Consider the following 20,179-nt stretch of genomic DNA (forward strand, 5'->3'; position numbering starts at 1 on the left):
GCACACAGCGTGAGCAGATGACTCCACGGGGGAGACGGACCATGTCAGGCAACACCATCACGACACCGGACCGCGTGACGTACACGCCGAGCCGCGCGGCTCGCGAACTGGGCCTCAAGCGGCGCGAGTTCGATCTGGCCGTGCACCTGGGTCGCATCCGCACCGTGCCCGACGAAGGCGGGGGAGGGCGTCGCGTGGCGCCCGTCGAGATCGACCGGCTGCGCGCGGAGGACGGGTTTCCCCGGTCGCTCCATGAGAGCGTGCGGGCCGTGGGTACCGGGGAAGCCGCAGCCATCATGGAGGTGACGAAGGAGAGGTTCACGCGCCTCGCCCGTCTGGGGCTGGTGGTGCCGGTCTACTTCTACCTGAACCGCTATCGGGCGCTCGTGTGGCTGTATCTTGCCGATGAAATCCGGCAGTTCGCGACCGACGAGAAGAACGCCCACCTGGTGAAGGGGCGTATGCCCGAAGGACTGCGGGAGCAGTTGGACACCGGACTGGACCTCCGCCCCCGCAACTGGCGGGGACGGCATCTGGGGTTCCTGCTGCGCCAGGCCGAGGACCCGTGGCAGCGCGCCGGGGCCCTGGCCGCCCTGCTCGATCCCGTCCAGATCGCGGACATCGCCAAGGACCCCTACGAGCGCGCCCACCTCAACCGGTTCCGACCGGGGCCACCGAACCATGGCGCCCCCGGTTCACCGACCGCGCTGCTCGCCGAGCGGATCATGACGGCGGGTGACCCGGACGAGATCGGCTGGCTGCGGGCGGACCTGGCACAAACCCTGGACGAGGCGCGCGAGCACCGGTCCGCGCCCCGCCCCGCACCCCGGCAGGCGCCGCCGGCACCACAGCACGATGCACACCCGTCCGAGCCGGAGCGAACCCACCGCCTGCTGGGCTGGCTGCGCCGCAGAAGCGCCTGACTCACAGCGCCCTGAACAGCCCTTCCCGGGACGGCTGGACGTTTCCCTACAGCGCCCTGAAAAGCCCCTCTTGGACGACGGACACCAGCAGCCGCCCCTGAAGGTCGTAGATCCGCCCGCGCGCGAGCCCGCGCCCGCCCGTCGCGATGGGGGACTCCTGGTCGTACAGGAACCACTCGTCCGCGCGGAACGGCCGGTGGAACCACATCGCGTGGTCCAGCGACGCCATGTCGAACCCCCGCGGCCCCCACAGCGGTTCGACCGGGATGCGGACCGCGTCCAGCAGGGTCATGTCGCTGGCGTACGTCAACGCGCAGGTGTGCACCAGCGGGTCGTCGCCGAGCGGTCCGACCGCGCGCATCCACACCGCACTGCGCGGCTCGGCGCCCTTGACATCCTCGGGCGTCCAGCGCAGCCGGTCCACATACCGGATGTCGAAGGGCTGACGGCGCGCCATCCGCTCCAACTGCTCCGGCAGCGCGCCCAGATGCTCCCGGACCTCGTCCACGACCGACGGCAGGGACTCCGGGTCCGGCACCTCACGCGCCGGCGGCAGCTGGTGCTCGAAGCTCCCAACCTCAGGCTTGTGAAAGGAGGCGGTGAGATTGAAGATCGTGCGGCCCTGCTGTACGGCGGTGACCCTGCGGGTCGTGAACGACCGCCCGTCCCTGACCCGTTCGACCTGGTACACGATCGGCACGCCCGGCCGGCCCGGGCGCAGGAAGTACGCGTGCAGCGAGTGCACCGGGCGGTCGCCCTCCGTGGTGCGCCCGGCGGCGACCAGCGCCTGGCCGGCCACCTGGCCGCCGAAGACACGCTGCAGGGACTCCTGGGGGCTGCGGCCACGGAAGATGTTGACCTCGATCTGTTCCAGGTCGAGCAGATCGACGAGCCTCTCGGCCGGGTTTGTCATGGATGTCCTTCTCCTGTGCTCACAGCTGTCCGACGTCGGTGACGCGGACCACGGCACGGCCCTCGGCGTCGGAGGCCGTGAGGTCGATCTCGGCGCTGATGCCCCAGTCGTGATCGCTGTTCGGGTCGTCGAAGATCTGCCGGACGCGCCACAGCCCGTTCTCCGGCTCCTCCTCGATCAGCAGCAGCTTGGGACCCCGGGCGTCCGGACCGGTGCCGAGGCTGTCGTACTCGTCCCAGTACTTGTCCATCGCCTCGCCCCAGGCGTCGGCGTCCCATCCGGACTCGGCGTCCATCTCGCCCAGCTCCTCGACCTGGTCGAGGGCGGCGAGCTCGACACGGCGGAACATGGCGTTGCGGACGAGGACGCGGAAGGCGCGCGCGTTCGAGGTGACCGGCTTGACCTGGTCGGCCTTCTCCTGCGCCTCCTCGGCGGTCATCTCCTCCGGGTTGGCGAGCTGCTCCCACTCGTCCAGCAGGCTGGAGTCGACCTGACGCACCATCTCGCCGAGCCACTCGATCAGATCCTGCAGGTCCTCGGACTTGAGATCGTCCAGGATGGTGTGCTCGAGGGTCTTGTAGGCGCTGGCCAGGTAGCGCAGCACGATGCCCTCAGTACGGGCCAGCTCGTAGTGGGAGACCAACTCCGTGAAGGACAGCGCCCGTTCGTACATGTCCCGGATGACGGACTTCGGCGACAGCGGATGGTCGCCGACCCACGGGTGGCTCTTGCGGTACGTGTTGTACGCGTGGAAGAGCAGCTCCTCCAGGGGCTTGGGGTAGGTGATGTCCTGGAGGCGCTCCATGCGCTCCTCGTACTCGACGCCGTCCGCCTTCATGGCGGCGACGGCCTCGCCCCGCGCCTTGTTCTGCTGGGCGACGAGGATCTGCCGCGGGTCGTCAAGCGTCGACTCGACGACGGACACCATGTCCAGGGCGTACGAGGGCGATTCGGGGTCCAGCAGCTCGAAGGCGGCCAGAGCGAAGGTCGACAGCGGCTGGTTCAGCGCGAAGTCCTGCTGCAGATCCACGGTGAGCCGGACGATGCGACCCTCGGCGTCCGGCTCGTCCAGTTTCTCGACGATGCCGCCGTCCAGCAGCGAGCGGTAGATGGCGATCGCGCGCCGGATGTGCCGCACCTGCTGCTTGCGCGGCTCGTGGTTGTCCTCCAGGAGGTGCCGCATCGCCTTGAACGCGTTGCCCGGCCGGGCGATCACCGACAGCAGCATCGTGTGCGTCACCCGGAAGCGGGACGTCAGCGGCTCCGGCTCGGAGGCGATGAGTTTGTCGAAGGTGTCCTCGCTCCAGGCGACGAAGCCCTCGGGCGCCTTCTTGCGGACGACCTTCCGGCGCTTCTTGGGATCGTCGCCCGCCTTGGCCAGCGCCTTCTCGTTCTCGATCACGTGCTCCGGAGCCTGGGCGACGACAAAGCCCGCCGTGTCGAAGCCGGCACGCCCGGCACGCCCCGCGATCTGGTGGAACTCACGCGCGCGCAGCGTGCGCACGCGGCTGCCGTCGTACTTCGTCAGAGCCGTGAACAGCACGGTCCGAATGGGCACGTTGACACCGACGCCGAGGGTATCGGTGCCGCAGATGACCTTCAGCAGACCGGCCTGCGCCAGCTTCTCCACCAGGCGGCGGTACTTGGGCAGCATGCCGGCGTGATGCACGCCGATGCCGTGCCGGACGTATCGGGAGAGATTGCGCCCGAACTTGGTGGTGAAGCGGAAGTTGCCGATCAGCTCGGCGATCTGCTCCTTCTCCTCGCGCGAGCACATGTTGATGCTCATCAGTGCCTGCGCACGCTCCACGGCCTGGGCCTGAGTGAAGTGCACGATGTAGACGGGAGCCTGCTTGGTCTCCAGCAGTTCGGTCAGCGTCTCCGTCAGCGGGGTGCGCCGGTAGGCGTAGGAGAGCGGCACAGGACGGGTCGCCGAGCGGACCACCGCGGTCGGGCGGCCGGTGCGTCGGGTGAGGTCCTTCTCGAACATCGAGACGTCGCCGAGCGTGGCCGACATGAGGATGAACTGTGCCTGCGGCAGCTCGAGCAGGGGGATCTGCCACGCCCAGCCGCGGTCCGGCTCCGCGTAGAAGTGGAACTCGTCCATGACGACCTGGCCGATGTCCGCGTCCTTGCCGTCGCGCAGCGCTATCGACGCGAGCACCTCGGCAGTGCAGCAGATGACCGGGGCGTCGGCGTTGACCGACGCGTCACCGGTGAGCATGCCGACGTTCTCGGTGCCGAACAGCTTGCACAGTTCGAAGAACTTCTCCGAGACGAGTGCCTTGATCGGAGCCGTGTAGAAGGTGACCTCGTCCCGGGCCAGCGCGGCGAAGTGAGCGCCCGCGGCGATCATGCTCTTACCGGAGCCGGTGGGGGTCGACACGATCACGTTCGCGCCGGAGACCACCTCGATCAGCGCCTCCTCCTGGTGGGGGTAGAGCGTGAGACCGCGCTCCTGGGCCCACGACTCGAAGGCTTCGTAGAGGGCGTCGGGGTCGGCAGTCTGCGGCAGCTGATCGATGAGGGTCACGCCCCCATCTTGCCTGGCCTCTCGCCCGATCAGGGAATCGGATGCCCGCACGAAGATCGCGAACGCTACGCTGTGTCGCCGACACGACGTCGGCGCACAAGGTCAACTGGACAGCGGCACACAAGGAACGGGGCGGGCTACGGCGATGATGGGACCAGCACACTCTCTTTCGGGGGCCGCAGCCTGGCTCGGTGTCGGTGCGGCCGCCGCCGCGGCCGGACGCCCGATGCCCTGGCCGGTCCTGTTGTGCGGCGCACTGATCTGCGCCGGCGCCGCGCTCGCCCCCGACCTCGACCACAAGGCCGCCACCATCTCACGCGCCTTCGGGCCGATCTCGCGTTGGGTGTGCGAGATCGTCGACAAGCTCTCCTACGCCGTCTACAAGGCCACCAGGAAGCAGGGCGATCCACGCCGCTCCGGCGGCCACCGCACGCTCACCCACACCTGGCTGTGGGCGGTCCTGATCGGCGCGGGCACCTCGGTCCTGGCGATCACCGGCGGACGCTGGGCGGTGCTGGCGATCCTCTTCGTGCACATGGTGCTGGCCATCGAGGGGTTGCTGTGGCGGGCGGCCCGGGGTTCCAGCAGCGACGTCCTGGTGTGGCTGCTGGCCGCAACGAGCGCCTGGATTCTCGCCGGCGTGCTGGACAAGCCGGGCAACGGCGCGGACTGGCTGTTCACGGCGCCGGGCCAGGAGTACCTGTGGCTGGGCCTGCCGATCGTGCTCGGCGCACTGGTGCACGACATCGGGGACGCGCTCACCGTCTCGGGCTGCCCGATCCTGTGGCCGATTCCGGTGGGCCGCAAGCGCTGGTACCCGATCGGGCCGCCGAAGGGCATGCGGTTCCGGGCGGGCAGCTGGGTGGAGCTCAAGGTGCTGATGCCGGCGTTCATGCTGCTCGGGGGAGTGGGCGGCGCCGCCGCGCTCAACGTCATCTGAGGCACGGCGCCGTCCCGGCCGGGTCGGGTGTCGGCCGGCCGGCCTCCGTCTCTGCCTCAGTCGGAACCCTGCCGCGAGCCCTCGCCGTACCGCCGTTCGAAGCGGGCGATGCGGCCCTCCGTGTCCACCGTGCGGGCCTTGCCGGTGTAGAACGGGTGGCTCTCGGAGGAGATCTCCACGTCCACCACCGGGTAGGTCTCGCCGTCGTCCCACTCGATCGTCTGGTCGCTGGTCGCGGTGGAGCGGGTCAGGAACGCGTAGCCGGCAGCGCGGTCGCGGAAGACGACGGGGTGGTAGTCGGGGTGCTTTTCCTGCTGCATGGCTGCTCCTGGTACGGCGGTGCTGAGGGCATCGGGCAGGTGGGGCGCGGGTCAGCCGGAGAGGGCGTCCTCGTCGACGATGTGCATCGCGGCCTCCTCGGCGGAGGCGGCCGCGCCGTCGATTCCGACGTCCGAGGCGATCAGCGCGCTCTCCTCGTCCTCGTGCGCTCCCTCGTCGGGGGCCACGAGACGGCCGGAGCGGACGGCGCCGACCTCGTTGTCCAGGAGTTCGCCGTCGGTGTCGCGGTCGCCGATGCCGTCACCGTCGGGTACGGCCGGATCGGGCAGTTCCTCGCCGAGCCGCTGGTCCAGCGTCTCGCCCCGTTGGCGCTCGGCCGCCGTCACATCCGCGCGCTCCACTGCCCACGGCCGCTCCGGAGGGGACCAGCCACGGTCCAGGGGATCGCTGACACCGTCGTTCTCCAGGGTGTCCTCCGCGTCGAGCAGCCCCGAGTCCTCCTGAATCTCGGATCCGTCGGGCTGGTAGACGTCGTCCCCCCATCCGTCGGCGCTGTTCACAGGTACCTCCAGGTGGTGAAGACGGAGCCGTTCCCACCACGGTCGGCCTCGGGCCGCCCGTACGGGGGACACAGACTGCGCCCGACGCGATCCCGCGGGGTTTGCGGGCGCTCCCCGAGCCTGCGCCGCTATCCAGCCTTCCACCCCTCTTCGCCCGAGCGCAACGGCACGGGCCCCGGCTCGGTGTGGTCCGCCACATGCACAGGCCATGACCTGGGGTGGACCACCGTGGCCCCGGGGTGTCGCTCGGGACGACCATCGTGGCCACGTGGGCCCGGCCTCGGGCGATCCACCGCAGTCACAGGGCCCGGCCTGGGGTCGCCTCCTGTAGTGCCGTGGCCTGGCGGCAGCACGAGTCCCTCACCCATGCCACGAGCGCCACAGCGCTGCGTACGCCCCGTCGGCCGCGACCAGCTCGTTGTGGCTGCCCAGCTCGCTGATCCGACCGTCTTCGACAACGGCGATCACGTCCGCGTCGTGGGCGGTGTGCAGCCGGTGGGCGATGGCGACGACCGTGCGCCCGTCGAGGACGCGGGCCAGGGACCGTTCCAGGTGACGTGCCGCGCGTGGGTCGAGCAGAGAGGTCGCCTCGTCCAGGACGAGTGTGTGCGGGTCGGCCAGCACCAACCGGGCCAGCGCGATCTGCTGGGCCTGGGCCGGAGTGAGCGCCAGCCCGCCCGAACCGACCTCGGTGTCCAGACCGTCGTCCAGCGCACGCGCCCACCCGTCCGCGTCGACCGCCCCGAGCGCCGCCCACAGCTCGGCATCGACGGCGTCGGCCGAGGTCCCCTCGCTCGAACGAAGCCGGGAGTGGGGGAGGGCGAGCAGGAGGTTGTCGCGCAGGGAGCCCACGAAGACGTGGTGCTCCTGGTTGACGAGGGCCACGTGGGAGCGGACGCGTTCCGCGGTCATGCGGGAAAGCTCCGCACCGCCGAGGGTGATCCGGCCGTTCCGGGGCGCGTAGATCCCGGCGAGCAGCCGTCCCAGCGTGGACTTGCCGGCGCCCGAGGGACCCACCAGCGCCAGCCGGGTGCCGGGAGCGACCTCCAGGGACACCTTGCGCAGCACGTCCACGCCATCGAGGTAGCCGAAGTGCACCCGGTCGGCGTGCACGTCGCGCCCGTCGGGAGCGAGCCGGTCGTCACCGGCGTCCGGCTCGACGTCCCGGACGCCGACCAGCCGGGCCAGCGACACCTGGGCGACCTGCAGCTCGTCGTACCAGCGCAGGATCAGGCCCACCGGGTCGACGAGCATCTGCGCGATCAACGCACCCGTCGTCAGCTGGCCGACCCCGAGCCAGCCCTGGAGCACGAAGACCCCGCCGACCATGAGGACCGAGGCGAGCACCGTCACGTGCGTGATGTTGATGACCGGGAACAGCACCGACCGGAGCCAGAGCGTGTAGCGCTCCCAGGCCGTCCACTCCCTTATCCGCCGGTCCGACAGCTGAACCCGGTCGGCGCCGAGGCGGTGCGCCTCGACAGTGCGCCCGGCGTCCACGGTCTCGGCGAGGGCGGCGGCGACGGCCGCGTACCCGGCGGCCTCCGAGCGGTAGGCGGCCGGCGCCCGCCGGAAGTACCAGCGGCAGCCGACCACCAGCAGCGGCAGTGCCAGCAGCACGGCGCCCGCCAGCGGAGGTGCCGTGACGACCAGCCCGCCCAGCAGCAGGCACACCCACACAACGCCGATCGCCAGCTGGGGCACGGCCTCGCGCATGGCGTTGGCGAGCCGGTCGATGTCGGTCGTGATCCGGGACAGCAGGTCGCCCGTGCCGGCCCGCTCCAGGACACCCGGCGGCAGCCCGACCGACCGCACGAGGAAGTCCTCGCGCAGATCAGCCAGCATCCGCTCGCCGAGCATCGCGCCCCGCAGCCGCACCTCGCGGACGAACACGGCCTGCACGACCAGCGCCAGCACGAACAGTGTCACCGTGAGGCCGAGGTGCAGCTCACGAGCCTCGTCCGACACCCGCTCGACGAGCCCGCCCAGCAGGTAGGGGCCCGCCATCGAGGCGACCACGGCGACGGTGTTGACGGTGATGAGGAGCAGGAAGGCACGGCGGTGCCGACGGAACAGTTCGGCCACGTAGGCGCGTACGGTCGCAGTGGCGCCGACGGGCAGGGTGTTCGCCGTCGTCGGGGCTGCCGGGTCGTAGGCCGGTGGCGCCACGCCGATCATGCGGTCTCCTCGATCTCGTCCAGCTCATCCAGTTCATCCAGCTTGTCCAGCGCGCTGCTCAGGGCGGCCTCGTCCTCGGTCTCGCGGGTCACCACGGCCCGGTACCGGGGCTCCTTGTGCACCAGCTCCCGGTGCACGCCCACCGCCGCCACCTCGCCCTCGTGCACGAGCACCACCCGGTCGGCCCGGTCCAGGAGCAGCGGCGAGGAGGTGAAGACGACCGTGGTGCGGCCTGCTCGCAGACTGCGCACGCCTTCCGCGATCCGGGCCTCGGTGTGGGAGTCGACGGCGGAGGTCGGTTCGTCCAGGACGAGCACCTCCGGGTCGGTGATGAGCGACCGTGCCAGTGCGAGCCGCTGGCGCTGGCCGCCGGAGAGGGACCGTCCGCGTTCGGTGATACGGGCGTCCATCGGGTCCTCGGTGTCGAGCGAGCCCTGTACGAGTGCCGTCAGCACGTCCCCGCACTGCGCGGCCGCCAGTGCCTCCTCGGCGCCGACGTCTCCCGAGGCGGGCACGTCGAGCAGTTCGCGCAGCGAGCCCGACAGAAGCACCGGATCCTTGTCCTGCACCAGCACGGCCGTCCGAGCACTGTCGAGCGGCAGCTCGTCCAGCGGGACGCCGCCGAGCAGCGCCGATGCGCCCGCCTCCGTGGGGTGTCCGCCGAGGCGTTCCGCCAGTCGGCCCGCCGCGTCCGGGTCGCCGCACACCACGGCGGTGAGCCGGCCGGCCGGCGCGAGCAGACCGCTCGCCGGGTCGTACAGGTCGCCCGAGGGCAGATCGGCCTCGCGCGACCCCTCGGCGGACGTGACCCGCTCCAGGGCCAGAACCCGCGCCGCCCGCCGGGCCGAAGGCCGCGAGAAGGAGTAGGCCATCGCGATTTCCTCGAAGTGCCGCAACGGATACGTGAGGATCATGACGGAGCTGTAGACGGTGACGAGTTCACCGACGGTGATCCGGCCGTGGCGGGCCAGGTGCACGCCGTACCAGACGACCGCGATCAGCAGCAGCCCCGGCAGCAGTACCTGGATGGCCGAGATCAGTGACCACATCCGGGCGCTGCGCACGGCCGCGTGGCGGACCTCCTGGGATGCGCGGCGGTAGCGGTCGAGGAACAGTTCCTCGCCGCCGATGCCGCGCAGGACACGCAGCCCGGCGACGGTGTCCGAGGCCAGCTCGGTGGCCCGTCCCGCCTTCTCGCGCTGGAAGTCGGCGCGGCGGGTCGCGCGGGGCAGCAGCGGCAGCACCGCCACCGCGAGGACGGGCAGGCCCACGGCGACGACCACGCCGAGGGCCGGCTGGTAGACGACCAGGCCGACGCAGACGAGCACGATGCTGACGGCCGCGGCGGTGAAGCGTGACATGGCCTCCACGAACCAGCCGATCTTCTCGACGTCACCCGTGGAGACGGCCACCACCTCGCCCGCCGCGACGCGCCGGGTCAGTGCGGAGCCCAGCAGTGCGGCCTTGCGGGCCAGGAGTTGCTGGACGCGGGCGGCCGCCGTGATCCAGTTGGTGACGGCGGCGCGATGCAGGAAGGTGTCGCCGATCGCGTTGCCGGCGCAGGCCAGCGCCATCAGACCGCCTGCGAGGGCGAGCCGGGAGCCGGATCGGTCGACCACGGCCTGGACGGCGAAGCCCACACAGAACGGCAACGCGGAGACCGACACGAAGTGGAGCAGTCCCCAGGCCAGCGATCTGAACTGTCCACGCAGCTGATTCCGGCCGAGCCACCACAGGAACCGCGGTCCCGAGCGCGCGTCCGGCACACCTGGGTCGGGATACGGAAGGTCTTGGATCTGCATGACGTCCCAGTGGCTCGTGTCAGGTTGGCGGAAGGGATGGCGGTTGGTGAAGGGGTGCGGATGCGAACGGAAAGGACCGTGCACGGGGGAAACAGGCCGTGAAAGGTTCGCGTCACAACGTGGTCGAAGGCAACCGGTTTTCCGCGGCAGCGCACAGATCCGGCTACCGCGGGACTCACCTCGTGCGCCTCCCGTCACCGAGGCCTCATTGCGGGCGCGCCCGACTCGCCGTGGCACACCGGCGATGCGAGGACCGCCGCGGCTGTTGAAGCGAGTTGTGTGCGATGCGTCACTCGGTTCCTGATTTACACGGTGGCAACACGGCGGTCTCGTGGGCGATCAACAACCCCCGCAAAGTGATCGCCGCGGAAGCCGCTTTCCGCATTGCAGAAGCCCCGTCCGGCTTCTGTGTGCCACCGTCCCCAAGGAGTGCCCGTGCCGCCGTCCATACCGTCCCTGCCGCGACGCGTCGCACGCATACTGCGTACCTCTCTCTTCGCGCAGGTCGCCTGCGCGCTCGTGCTCGGCATCGTCGTCGGAAAGCTGTGGCCCGGCCTGGCCGCGGATCTCCAGCCGCTCGGCGACGGGTTCACCCGGCTCATCAAGACAATCATCTCGCCGCTGGTGTTCTGCGTGGTGGTCGTCGGCATCGCCAAGGCCGGTGACTTGAAGGCATTCGGCCGGATCGGGCTCAAGTCCCTGATCTGGTTCGAGGTCGCGAGCACGCTCGCCCTGCTCATCGGGCTTCTCGCCGCCAACGTCGTCCAGCCCGGCTCGGGGATGAACGTCGACCCGGCCACGCTCGACACCTCGGCGGTCGACGAGAAGACGGGCGGCGGTTCACTGCCCTCGACGACCGAGTTCGTCCTGAACGCGCTTCCCACCAGTTTCATCGGAGCCTTCGCCGAGAACTCCCTGCTCCAAGTGCTCATTCTCGCCTGCCTGGTGGGCGCCGCTCTGCTGTATCTCGGCCACACCAAGGTGCCGCAGGTCCTGCCGGCCATCGAGCAGGCCCAGGAGATCATCTTCGCGATCGTCGGCTTCGTCATGCGGCTGGCCCCGATCGCGGTGTTCGGCGCGATGGCCGTCCTGATCGGCCAGTACGGGCTCGGCGTGATCGAGACGTACGCCAAGCTGATCGTCCTGTGCTACGCGGCCGCGGCGTTCTTCATCGTGCTCCTCGCGGTCGCCCTGCGGATGGTCACCGGGCTCAGCCTCTGGAAGTTCCTCCGGTACATCCGTGAGGAGATGCTGCTCGCGCTGGGCACGGCGTCCACCGAGTCCGTCATGCCGCGCGTGATGCAGAAGCTGCGCAAGGCAGGTGCCCGCGACGACGCCGTGGGCCTGGTACTGCCCACGGGCTACTCCTTCAACCTCGACGGCGCCTCGCTGTACCTGTCCATCGGCACCCTGTTCATCGCGCAGGCCGTGGGTGTGGATCTCGGTCTGGACCAGCAGATCACCGTGCTGCTGGTGCTGATGCTGACCAGCAAGGGCATGGCCGGCATCCCCGGTTCGGCCTTCCTCGCCCTGTCCGCGACCGCCGCCTCGCTGGGCGCCATTCCCGCCGGCGCCGTCGCCCTCCTGCTGGGTGTGGACCGCATCATGGACTCGATGCGCGTGGTGACGAACCTCCTCGGCAACTGCGTCGCCGTCTTCGCGGTGTCCCGCTGGGAGGGCGCGCTGGATGCCGTACGGGCGAAGAAGGTGCTGGACGGGGAGATCGTCTTCGTACCGGACGCCCACGAAGAGGCTCTGCCCGCGCAGTCGGCCAAGGAGCCTGCGTCCGAGGCCCGCTGAGCACTCGTCGCAACGAGTCGCGCGCTGCCACTCCGTAACCGGGAGCGGCAGCGCGCGGCTCTTGGTGTTGGGGCCTACGAGAGCATCTGGCCGGCGTCAGCACCGCCAGGCCCCCCGTCGACCAGCGTGTCCAGCAGCCCTCCGAGCACCTCCCGCTGCTTGTCCGTGAGGGGTGCGAGGATCTCCTCCGCGGCCGATCTGCGTGCCGCGTGCAGCTCGCGCAGCGCCTCGCGTCCCTCGGGCGTGAGGTCGATCCGGATCACCCGGCGATTGCTCGGGTCGGGAACCCTGCGGACCTTGCCGCTCGCCTCCAGGGCGTCGACCAGCGTCGTCACGGCACGCGGCACGACTTCCAGCCGCTCGGCGAGGTCGGCCATACGGGGCGGTGAGTCGTAGTGCGCGAGGGTGCGCAGCAGCCGGGACTGCGCCGGGGTGATGCCCAGGGCACGCTGTTGGAGATGGCGTTTCTGGATCCGGTGCACCCGGCGGGTGAGCCGCAGCAGCTGCTCGGCGAGCGGTCCGTCGGGGTCGGAGGTGGTCATGCGGGAACAATATCAGGACCCCGTTCATTGTGAGTATAGGTAACAATGAGCTACGCTCCGCCAGTCGTCGCCGACCCCCTCCTGAAGGAGCCCATGAAACCCGACCACGAACCCGCCTGGACGCCGCCGGACGACTCCGAGGAGCAGCCGCGGCAGGTGCGACGCATCCTGAAACTCTTCCGCCCCTACCGTGGCCGACTCCTTGTCGTCGGCCTGCTCGTCGGCGCCGCGTCACTCGTCTCGGTCGCCACGCCGTTCCTGCTCAAGGCGATCCTCGACACCGCGATTCCCCAGGGACGGACCGGCCTGCTCACTCTGCTGGCCCTCGGCATGATCCTCAGCGCCGTACTGTCCAGCGTCTTCGGTGTCCTGCAGACCCTGATCTCGACGACGGTCGGCCAGCGCGTCATGCACGATCTGCGCACCGCCGTCTACGGCCGGTTGCAGCGCATGTCGCTCGCCTTCTTCACCCGCACCCGCACGGGCGAGGTCCAGTCCCGCATCGCCAACGACATCGGTGGCATGCAGGCCACCGTCACCTCCACGGCCACCTCCCTGGTCTCCAACTTCACCAGCGTCGTCGCCACGATCATCGCGATGCTGGCCCTCGACTGGCGGCTGACCGTCGTCTCGCTGCTCCTGCTGCCGGCGTTCGTGTGGATCAGCCGCCGGGTCGGCGACGAACGCCGGAAGATCACCACGCAGCGTCAGAAGCAGATGGCCGTGATGGCCGCGACGGTCACCGAGTCGCTGTCGGTCAGCGGCATCCTGCTGGGCCGCACCATGGGCCGAGCGGAGTCGCTGACGAAGTCCTTCGCCGAAGAGTCCGACCGGCTGGTCGACCTCGAGGTGCGGTCGAACATGGCCGGCCGCTGGCGGATGGCCGTCATCACGATCGTCATGGCCGCCATGCCCGCCGTCATCTACTGGACGGCCGGCCTCGCCCTCCATCTGGGCGGTCCGGAGGTCTCCATCGGTACGATCGTCGCCTTCGTCTCCCTCCAGCAGGGCCTGTTCCGCCCGGCGGTCAGCCTGCTCGGCACCGGCGTCCAGATCCAGACCTCGCTGGCCCTCTTCCAGCGCATCTTCGAGTACCTCGACCTGCCCGTCGACATCACCGAGCGCGAGCGCCCCCTCCGTCTCGACCAGGTCAAGGGCGAAGTCCGCTTCGAGGGCGTCGAGTTCCGCTACGACGGCAAGGGCGGCCCCGTCCTTGACGGCATCGACCTCACCGTCCCGGCCGGCGGCAGCCTCGCGATCGTCGGCCCGACCGGCGCCGGCAAGTCCACGCTGGGCTACCTGGTGCCGCGGCTGTACGACGTGACGGGCGGCCGGGTCACCCTCGACGGCGTCGACGTCCGCGACCTGGACTTCGACACCCTCGCCCGGGCGGTCGGCGTCGTCTCCCAGGAGACGTACCTCTTCCACGCCTCGGTCGCCGACAACCTCCGCTTCGCCAAACCCGATGCCACCGACGAGGAGCTGCACGCGGCGGCCCGGGCAGCCCAGATCCACGATCACATCGCCGCCCTGCCCGACGGCTACGACACCGTGGTCGGTGAGCGCGGCCACCGCTTCTCCGGCGGCGAGAAGCAGCGCCTGGCCATCGCCCGTACGATCCTGCGCGATCCGCCGGTGCTGATTCTCGACGAGGCGACCAGTGCGCTGGACACCCGCACCGAACGCGCCGTCCAGGAGGCGATCGACGCGCTGTCGGCCAACCGGACGACGCTCACCATCGCCCACCGGCTGTCCACCGTTCGGGGCGCCGACCAGATCGTGGTCCTGGACGCCGGGCGCGCGGTCGAACGGGGCACGCACGAGGAGTTGTTGGAGCTCGACGGGCGGTATGCGGCGCTGGTACGCCGGGACGCCCAACTTGAGCCGACAAGGTGACGATATGCCGGGTTTGTAGTGATGTGCGGGTTACCGTGCCCGCATGCAGACGAATACTCCGCCACGGAGCACGACTCGCAGGACTCGACTGACGCGCCGGGGCCGTGCCGCCCTCATCGCAATCGGAGCCGTCCTGGCCGGCACCGCCGTGGCGGTGCCGCTGCTGACCCACGGGGACGACGAGGAGGCCAGACCCACATCGCTGGTGATCCCGGAGGGCTGGCGCGCCGGCCAGGTCTACGAGGCCGTCGACAAGGTCCTCGAACTGCCCCCCGGCACCACCAAGAAGGCCCTCCCCAGAGCCAAGCTGAAACTGCCGAACGACGCCGACGGCAACCCGGAGGGCTACCTCTTCCCGGCGACATATCCGCTGCCCGAGAAGGCGACGCCGGAGCAGTTGCTGTCGACGATGGTCGACACCGCCAACAGGAAGTTCAACGGCGCCCCGATCGCCGCCGGGGCGCAGCGCAACGCCATGAACGTCTACCAGGCGGTCACCATCGCGAGCATCATCCAGGCCGAGGCCGCGACCAAGGCCGACATGGGGAAGGTGGCCCGGGTCATCTTCAACCGACTGGAGCGCGGTATGCCGCTCCAGATGGACTCCACCATCAACTACGCCCTCAACCGCACCAAGCTGAGGGCGACGCTGAACGACACCCGTATCGACAGCCCCTACAACTCGTACCAGCGCATGGGCCTGCCGCCCACGCCGATCGACAACCCGGGCGAGGAGGCGATGCGCGCCGCGATCAACCCGACCCCGGGCAACTGGCTGTACTTCGTCACGGTCAAGCCCGGCGACACCCGCTTCACGGCCGACTACGCGGAACACCAGCGCAATGTCGCCGAGTTCAACGCACAGCAGGCGACCGTGAGCCCGCAGCCGACGCGGTGACCCGACGGAACATCGGGCGGCAAGGCGACTGCACGACACCGGCTGGACGTCATGCGGCGACGGGCCGCTCCTCGGCCAGCAGCCGCCTGATGTCCCGTACGGCCGCCCGCCCGGCCCGGTTGGCGCCGATGGTGCTGGCCGAGGGGCCGTAGCCGACGAGGTGGATCCGCGGGTCGGCGACCGCGCGCGTTCCGTCCACCCGGATGCCGCCGCCCGGTTCACGCAGCCGCAGCAGCGCCAGGTGGTCGATGGCGGCCCGGAATCCGGTCGCCCAGAGGATGACATCCGCGCTCACGTGCCGCCCGTCCTGCCACTCGACACCGTCCGGCGTGATCCGGTCGAACATCGGCTGCCGGTCCAGCACTCCGTTCGTCAGCCCCTGCCGAATGGCGTCGTTCAGCGGCAGGCCCGTGACGGAAACCACACTCTTGGGCGGCAGTCCCTGCCGTACCCGTTCCTCCACGAGCGCGACCGCCGCCCGGCCGGCATTTTCGTCGAAGGGCCCCTCACGGAAGACGGGCGGCCGCCGTGTCACCCAGGTGGTGGCGGCCGCGTACGCGGCGATCTCCAGCAGATGCTGCGTACCGGAGGTGCCGCCGCCCACCACGACGACCCGCTGTCCGGCGAACTCCTCGGGCCCGGGGTACTGCGCGGTGTGCAACTGCCGCCCGCGGAAGGTCTCCTGGCCCGGATAACGCGGCCAGAAAGGCCGGTCCCAGGTGCCGGTCGCGTTGATCAGCGCACGCGCGGCCCAGTCTCCGGCCGAGGTCTCGACGAGCAGCCGCCCGCCCGGGCCTTCCCGCACGGAGCGCACGTCGACGGGCCGCCGTACGCGCAGGTCGAACGTCTCCTCGTACGCGGCGAAGTACTCGCGGATCACCTCCGACGACGGCCGCGCCGGATCGGCGCCCGTCAGCTCCATCCCCGGCAGCGCGTGCATCCCGTGCACCTTGCCGTACGTCAGCGAAGGCCACCGGAACTGCCACGCGCCGCCCGGACCGGGGGAGTGGTCCAGCACCACGAAGTCACGGTCCGGCTCAAAACCGGTCCGCCGCAGGTGATAGGCGCCGGCCAGTCCGGCCTGACCGGCGCCTATGACGACAACCTCGACCTCGCGCGTGTAGTTCACGCTTCCACCAACAGCGTCGAGTCCGTGGATCTTCCCGCGCGGTCTGGCGGGCCCGGGCGGCGGCCCGTGGGTCAGGATGGAGGCATGTCAGATGTGTTCAGCACCCGAGTACTGCACGTCGCCACCGGTTCCGCGGAGAACGTCGTCGACCTCACCCGTGACTGCGAGGCCTTCCTGAGCGAGGTGGCCGCCGGCCGCGACGGCCTGCTCAACGTCTTCGTCCCGCACGCCACGGCCGGCATCGCGATCATCGAAACGGGCGCGGGCAGCGACGACGACCTCCTCGCCGCGCTGCACACCCTGCTCCCCGCCGACGACCGCTGGCAGCACCGCCACGGCAGCCCCGGCCACGGCCGCGACCACGTCCTCCCGGCACTCGTCCCCCCGCATGCGACCCTGCCCGTACTGGACGGACGGCTCGAGCTGGGGACGTGGCAGTCGGTGTGCCTGGTGGACACCAACCGCGACAACCCGAACCGACAGGTGCGGCTGAGTTTCCTGGGATGATCAAGATCATCGTCCAGGGCGTGGCCGCGAATTCTCCGTACGCTGCGTGCTCGAAATGGAGAGACCTTGCGCGGTACGGACCTGAACATGATCGAGCGACCCTGTGACGGGTGCGGAAAATGTCTGCTTGGAGTGCGGCGGCTGTCCCGCAGGAAGGGGCGACCTCTTTGCCGGAGCGTCAACGGGAGGACGTCCTCACGGCTGCCACATCATCGGCTGGGCCGACGACTGGGAGGTGTCGGGTGCCACAGACCCGATGACCGGGCCCAAACTGGGCCCCTGGCTCCGCGATGAGGCGCGACCGCGTCCCGCTTGAACTCCTCCGAATACTGCCTCGCAGCCACCCGGGCACCTCCTCCTCGGACCACACGATCCGGTCTTCAATCTGAGATAGACGTCGACGGAGTGGAGCCAGGATCATCCTGGCTCCACTCCATGGTGCGGGCGTGTCACTGGAACTGTGCGAAGAACCTCCAGATCTCTGCCTTGGTCCAGGTGGCGACGCCGCTTTCGTTGGGGGAGCCGTCGACCGGACCGGGTATGTGGCCTCCGTCGAACGCGGCCCATTGGACCGGGTACCCGGCACGGCAGCCCGAGTAGGTGGTGGTGATGTGCGTTCGGCTGCCCGGCGCGGGCTCGCGCGGGCTCTGGGGGGTGCAGCCGTTGTTGCTGACGAATCTGTCGCGCAGGGACCGTCCTTGCGTGATGTTGAGGACGTTGTCGCTGATGCCGTGGATTCCGAAGTAGGCGGTGGGTTGGGTGCCGCCGCTGCACCCGCTGATCTGAGCGCCGGAGATGACCGCGACGGCCCTGAAGACGCTCGCCCGGGCGCATGCGAGGGCGTAGCTCATACCGCCGCCCCAGCTGAAACCCGTGGCGAAACGCTGTGCCGGGTTGACGCAGAGGCCGCCCTCGATTCGCCGGATCATGTCATCGACGAAGGTGACGTCCTCACCTCCCGCATTGGCCCAGCCATTGCCGAGGCCCTGGGGAGCGACGAGGATCGCGCTGTTGTTCGACTGCTCCTGTTGGCCGTAGTAGGACCAGGCGTTCCCACTCGTGCCGCCCGGGGCGACGTCGCCGGCGGTTCCGCCCCGCCAGTGGAACGCGAAGATCAGCCGGTAGGGGTGGCTGTTGTTGTAGTTTTCGGGAACCCTGAGGATGAAGCTGCGGTTCTTACCGCCGCTCTGAATCGTATGCGTACCGCTCGCCAGGGTCGGGGTGCTGCCGCATCCGCCGCCACCGGACGACAGCTTGATCATCTGCCATTGCTGGTTGGCGCCGCCCCAGTCGGTGTACTGGACGACGTTGCCGCTGTCGGCGGTGGAGGCGCCCTGCACCTCCACGGCCTTGCCGCTGGTGCGGTTGATCAGCCGGACGTGGCCCGCGTCGGAGTCGGCCAGGCGGAACTGCTGGTTGGCCCCGTTGTGGTCGGCCCACTGCTGGATCGCGGCACCGTCGGCGGTCGAGGCGCCGGCCACGTCGAGAACCTTGCCCGAATGCCGGGCCTTGAGCCGGTAGAAGCCGCCGCCGGAGTCCACGAACTGCCACTGCTGGTTGGCTCCGTCGTTGCGCGTCCACTGGCTGACCCGCGCGCCGTCGGCCGTGGACACGTCATAGACGTCCAGCGCCTTGCCGCTGTTGCGATTGACCAGGACATACCAGGCATTGGTGTCCACCGTCGCCGCCTCGGCGGGCGCCGGATTCACCGCGCCGAGCATGCCGATCGCGAGGGTCGCCGCCACCGCGGCGGCGACCCGGGACCACCAGCGATGCCTTCGTGGAGGGGCGGGGGAAGCCGCACCATGGGTCTTCATCGATCCACCCTTTCGTTTGTGGCAGGTCCTATCAGGTGTGGGTCCAGCGTTGGTTGCTGCCGTTCCAGCAGGAGTAGAGCTGGATCAGGGTGCCGTTGGCGGTGCCGCCTGCGGCGGCGTCGAGGCAGAGGCCGGACTGGACGCCGACGATGGAGCCGTCGGAGGTGAGGCGCCATTTCTGGTTGTCGCCACCCCAGCAGCTGTAGATCTGGACTTTGGCGCCGTTGCCGGTGCCGGCGGCGTCCAGGCACTTGTTGCCGTAGACCCTGAGCTCGCCGGCGGCGGTGTGGGTCCACTGCTGGTTGGTGTCGTTGTGGCAGTCCCACAGCTGGAGCTGGGTGCCGTCGGTGGTGCCGGCGCCGGGCACGTCCAGGCAGCGGCCTGAAGCGACGCCCTTGATCTGCCCGGAATCCGAAGGGGGCGTAGAGGAGCCGGCGTTGAGTGCGTTGAGGACGGCGGTGTAGGCGGGCTTCTTGCTGCCGTCGCCGTTGAACAGCAGCGGCGAGTGCTCCGGTCGCCAGGAGTCGGTGTCGCGCACACCCCAGACGGTGATGCCGAGGCAGCGCGGGACGGCCAGGCAGTCGTTGATCACGTTGGCGTAGGTCGTGGCCGAGGCGCCCTGGATGTCGAGTTCGGTGATGGCCACGTCGACGCCGAGGGCGGCGAAGTTCTGCAGGGTGGTGCGGAAGTTGCTGTTGTAGGGGCTGCCGCTGTTGAAGTGCGACTGGAAGCCGACGCAGTCGATCGGCACGCCGCGCTGCTTGAAGTCCCGGACCATGGCGTACATGGCCTGGGTTTTGGCCCAGGTCCAGTTCTCGACGTTGTAGTCGTTGTAGCAGAGCTTGGCGGCCGGGTCGGCGGCGCGCGCGGTGCGGAAGGCGACCTCGATCCAGTCGTTGCCGGTGCGCTGCAGGTTGGAGTCGCGCCGGGCTCCCGAACTGCCGTCGGCGAAGGCCTCGTTCACGACGTCCCACTGGGCGATCTTGCCCTTGTAGTGGGACATCACGCCGTTGATGTGGTCGATCATCGCCTGGCGCAGCGCGCCGCCGCTGAGGCTCTGCATCCAGCCGGGCTGCTGGGAGTGCCAGGCCAGGGTGTGACCGCGCACCTGCTTGCCGTTCTGCACCGCCCAGTTGTAGACGCGGTCACCGGCGGTGAAGTTGAACTGGCCCCGCTGCGGTTCGGTGGCGTCGATCTTCATCTCGTTCTCGGCCGTCACCGAGTTGAACTCGCGGCCCGCGATCGCCGTGTACGCCGAGTCGCCCAGCCTGCCCGAGGCGATGGCGGTGCCGAAGTAACGACCGCTCTGCGCTGCCGCGGCGCCGAGCGTGCTCTCGGCGGCGTGTGCTCTCGGCGGCGCGACCAGTGCACCGACCACACCGAGGACGCCGACGACCAGCGCTATCAGCAGACCGCGGAGCTTCCGGCGGACGGCGGGTGGGGGAATGGCATACGAGCCCAT

Annotated in this window: 16 protein-coding genes; 6 read left to right on the top strand and 10 right to left on the bottom strand. The window is 69.8% G+C overall.

Annotated elements, in window-relative coordinates; genetic code table 11:
• The first annotated feature begins 41 nt into the window (after positions 1-41).
• Positions 42-923, top strand: coding sequence for a DUF6397 family protein (locus ACKTSN_RS41260; RefSeq protein WP_409473738.1), 882 nt, complete (start codon positions 42-44; stop codon positions 921-923).
• Positions 924-969: 46 nt separating this feature from the next.
• Here the strand turns inward: ACKTSN_RS41260 and ACKTSN_RS41265 are convergent, their stop codons facing one another.
• Positions 970-1,836, bottom strand: coding sequence for an acyl-CoA thioesterase (locus tag ACKTSN_RS41265; protein WP_224739451.1), 867 nt, complete (start codon positions 1,834-1,836; stop codon positions 970-972).
• Between the two features lie 19 nt (positions 1,837-1,855).
• Positions 1,856-4,369, bottom strand: a complete 2,514-nt coding sequence (locus tag ACKTSN_RS41270; RefSeq protein ID WP_409473739.1) for a DEAD/DEAH box helicase — start codon at positions 4,367-4,369, stop codon at positions 1,856-1,858.
• A gap of 145 nt (positions 4,370-4,514) precedes the next feature.
• On the opposite strand from ACKTSN_RS41270, the gene ACKTSN_RS41275 reads away from it, so the two are divergent.
• Complete coding sequence (locus tag ACKTSN_RS41275; protein WP_409473740.1) at positions 4,515-5,309, top strand: metal-dependent hydrolase; 795 nt, start codon at positions 4,515-4,517, stop codon at positions 5,307-5,309.
• Positions 5,310-5,365: 56 nt separating this feature from the next.
• On the opposite strand, the gene ACKTSN_RS41280 is transcribed toward ACKTSN_RS41275, so the two are convergent.
• The 4 genes from ACKTSN_RS41280 to ACKTSN_RS41295 all read right to left on the bottom strand — a co-directional run bounded on the left by ACKTSN_RS41280 (position 5,366) and on the right by ACKTSN_RS41295 (position 10,128).
• Positions 5,366-5,629 (bottom strand): type B 50S ribosomal protein L31, encoded by a 264-nt coding sequence (locus tag ACKTSN_RS41280; protein WP_409473741.1) that lies wholly within the window; start codon positions 5,627-5,629, stop codon positions 5,366-5,368.
• Between the two features lie 51 nt (positions 5,630-5,680).
• A complete protein-coding gene (locus tag ACKTSN_RS41285; protein ID WP_409473742.1) occupies positions 5,681-6,148 on the bottom strand; it encodes a DUF5709 domain-containing protein in 468 nt (155 codons plus the stop codon).
• A 360-nt stretch (positions 6,149-6,508) separates the two neighbouring features.
• Positions 6,509-8,326, bottom strand: coding sequence for an ABC transporter ATP-binding protein (locus tag ACKTSN_RS41290; RefSeq protein ID WP_409473743.1), 1,818 nt, complete (start codon positions 8,324-8,326; stop codon positions 6,509-6,511).
• On the bottom strand, positions 8,323-10,128 hold the full coding sequence (locus tag ACKTSN_RS41295) for an ABC transporter ATP-binding protein (RefSeq protein ID WP_409473744.1): 1,806 nt from the start codon (positions 10,126-10,128) through the stop codon (positions 8,323-8,325). Before ACKTSN_RS41295 ends, ACKTSN_RS41290 begins: the two co-directional genes overlap by 4 nt.
• Before the next feature lie 435 nt (positions 10,129-10,563).
• Between ACKTSN_RS41295 and ACKTSN_RS41300 the strand changes: the two genes are divergently transcribed.
• Entirely contained in the window at positions 10,564-11,928 is a 1,365-nt protein-coding gene (locus ACKTSN_RS41300) for a cation:dicarboxylate symporter family transporter (RefSeq protein WP_409473745.1), read from the top strand.
• Positions 11,929-12,002: 74 nt separating this feature from the next.
• Here the strand turns inward: ACKTSN_RS41300 and ACKTSN_RS41305 are convergent, their stop codons facing one another.
• Positions 12,003-12,470 (bottom strand): MarR family winged helix-turn-helix transcriptional regulator, encoded by a 468-nt coding sequence (locus ACKTSN_RS41305; RefSeq protein WP_409473746.1) that lies wholly within the window; start codon positions 12,468-12,470, stop codon positions 12,003-12,005.
• Positions 12,471-12,563: 93 nt separating this feature from the next.
• Here ACKTSN_RS41305 and ACKTSN_RS41310 point away from each other — a divergent pair, with 93 nt between their 5' ends.
• Both ACKTSN_RS41310 and mltG read left to right on the top strand, forming a co-directional pair.
• A complete protein-coding gene (locus tag ACKTSN_RS41310) occupies positions 12,564-14,366 on the top strand; it encodes an ABC transporter ATP-binding protein (protein ID WP_409473747.1) in 1,803 nt (600 codons plus the stop codon).
• Between the two features lie 43 nt (positions 14,367-14,409).
• Entirely contained in the window at positions 14,410-15,264 is an 855-nt protein-coding gene (mltG, locus tag ACKTSN_RS41315; RefSeq protein WP_409473748.1) for an endolytic transglycosylase MltG, read from the top strand.
• 49 nt (positions 15,265-15,313) lie between these two features.
• Here mltG and ACKTSN_RS41320 read toward each other — a convergent pair whose 3' ends face one another.
• Positions 15,314-16,393, bottom strand: coding sequence for an NAD(P)-binding domain-containing protein (locus tag ACKTSN_RS41320; protein ID WP_409473749.1), 1,080 nt, complete (start codon positions 16,391-16,393; stop codon positions 15,314-15,316).
• Between the two features lie 84 nt (positions 16,394-16,477).
• Here ACKTSN_RS41320 and ACKTSN_RS41325 point away from each other — a divergent pair, with 84 nt between their 5' ends.
• A complete protein-coding gene (locus ACKTSN_RS41325; protein ID WP_409473750.1) occupies positions 16,478-16,900 on the top strand; it encodes a secondary thiamine-phosphate synthase enzyme YjbQ in 423 nt (140 codons plus the stop codon).
• A 449-nt stretch (positions 16,901-17,349) separates the two neighbouring features.
• Here ACKTSN_RS41325 and ACKTSN_RS41330 read toward each other — a convergent pair whose 3' ends face one another.
• Together ACKTSN_RS41330 and ACKTSN_RS41335 are read right to left on the bottom strand one after the other, a co-directional pair.
• Positions 17,350-18,717, bottom strand: coding sequence for an RICIN domain-containing protein (locus tag ACKTSN_RS41330; RefSeq protein ID WP_409473751.1), 1,368 nt, complete (start codon positions 18,715-18,717; stop codon positions 17,350-17,352).
• A 31-nt stretch (positions 18,718-18,748) separates the two neighbouring features.
• Positions 18,749-20,179, bottom strand: a complete 1,431-nt coding sequence (locus ACKTSN_RS41335; RefSeq protein ID WP_409471458.1) for an endo-1,4-beta-xylanase — start codon at positions 20,177-20,179, stop codon at positions 18,749-18,751.

Origin of the sequence: Streptomyces flavusporus (assembly GCF_046267975.1) — a bacterium.
GTDB lineage: Bacteria > Actinomycetota > Actinomycetes > Streptomycetales > Streptomycetaceae > Streptomyces > Streptomyces flavusporus.

What these genes read in the sequence shown, in the direction of transcription:
- ACKTSN_RS41275 (WP_409473740.1), top strand. Translation starts at nt 4,515, where the DNA reads ATGATGGGACCAGCACACTCTCTTTCGGGGGCCGCAGCCTGGCTCGGT.
- ACKTSN_RS41280 (WP_409473741.1), bottom strand. Translation starts at nt 5,629, where the DNA reads ATGCAGCAGGAAAAGCACCCCGACTACCACCCCGTCGTCTTCCGCGAC.
- ACKTSN_RS41330 (WP_409473751.1), bottom strand. Translation starts at nt 18,717, where the DNA reads ATGAAGACCCATGGTGCGGCTTCCCCCGCCCCTCCACGAAGGCATCGC.
- ACKTSN_RS41295 (WP_409473744.1), bottom strand. Translation starts at nt 10,128, where the DNA reads ATGCAGATCCAAGACCTTCCGTATCCCGACCCAGGTGTGCCGGACGCG.
- ACKTSN_RS41265 (WP_224739451.1), bottom strand. Translation starts at nt 1,836, where the DNA reads ATGACAAACCCGGCCGAGAGGCTCGTCGATCTGCTCGACCTGGAACAG.
- ACKTSN_RS41310 (WP_409473747.1), top strand. Translation starts at nt 12,564, where the DNA reads ATGAAACCCGACCACGAACCCGCCTGGACGCCGCCGGACGACTCCGAG.
- mltG (WP_409473748.1), top strand. Translation starts at nt 14,410, where the DNA reads ATGCAGACGAATACTCCGCCACGGAGCACGACTCGCAGGACTCGACTG.
- ACKTSN_RS41260 (WP_409473738.1), top strand. Translation starts at nt 42, where the DNA reads ATGTCAGGCAACACCATCACGACACCGGACCGCGTGACGTACACGCCG.
- ACKTSN_RS41290 (WP_409473743.1), bottom strand. Translation starts at nt 8,326, where the DNA reads ATGATCGGCGTGGCGCCACCGGCCTACGACCCGGCAGCCCCGACGACG.
- ACKTSN_RS41305 (WP_409473746.1), bottom strand. Translation starts at nt 12,470, where the DNA reads ATGACCACCTCCGACCCCGACGGACCGCTCGCCGAGCAGCTGCTGCGG.
- ACKTSN_RS41325 (WP_409473750.1), top strand. Translation starts at nt 16,478, where the DNA reads ATGTCAGATGTGTTCAGCACCCGAGTACTGCACGTCGCCACCGGTTCC.
- ACKTSN_RS41335 (WP_409471458.1), bottom strand. Translation starts at nt 20,179, where the DNA reads ATGGGCTCGTATGCCATTCCCCCACCCGCCGTCCGCCGGAAGCTCCGC.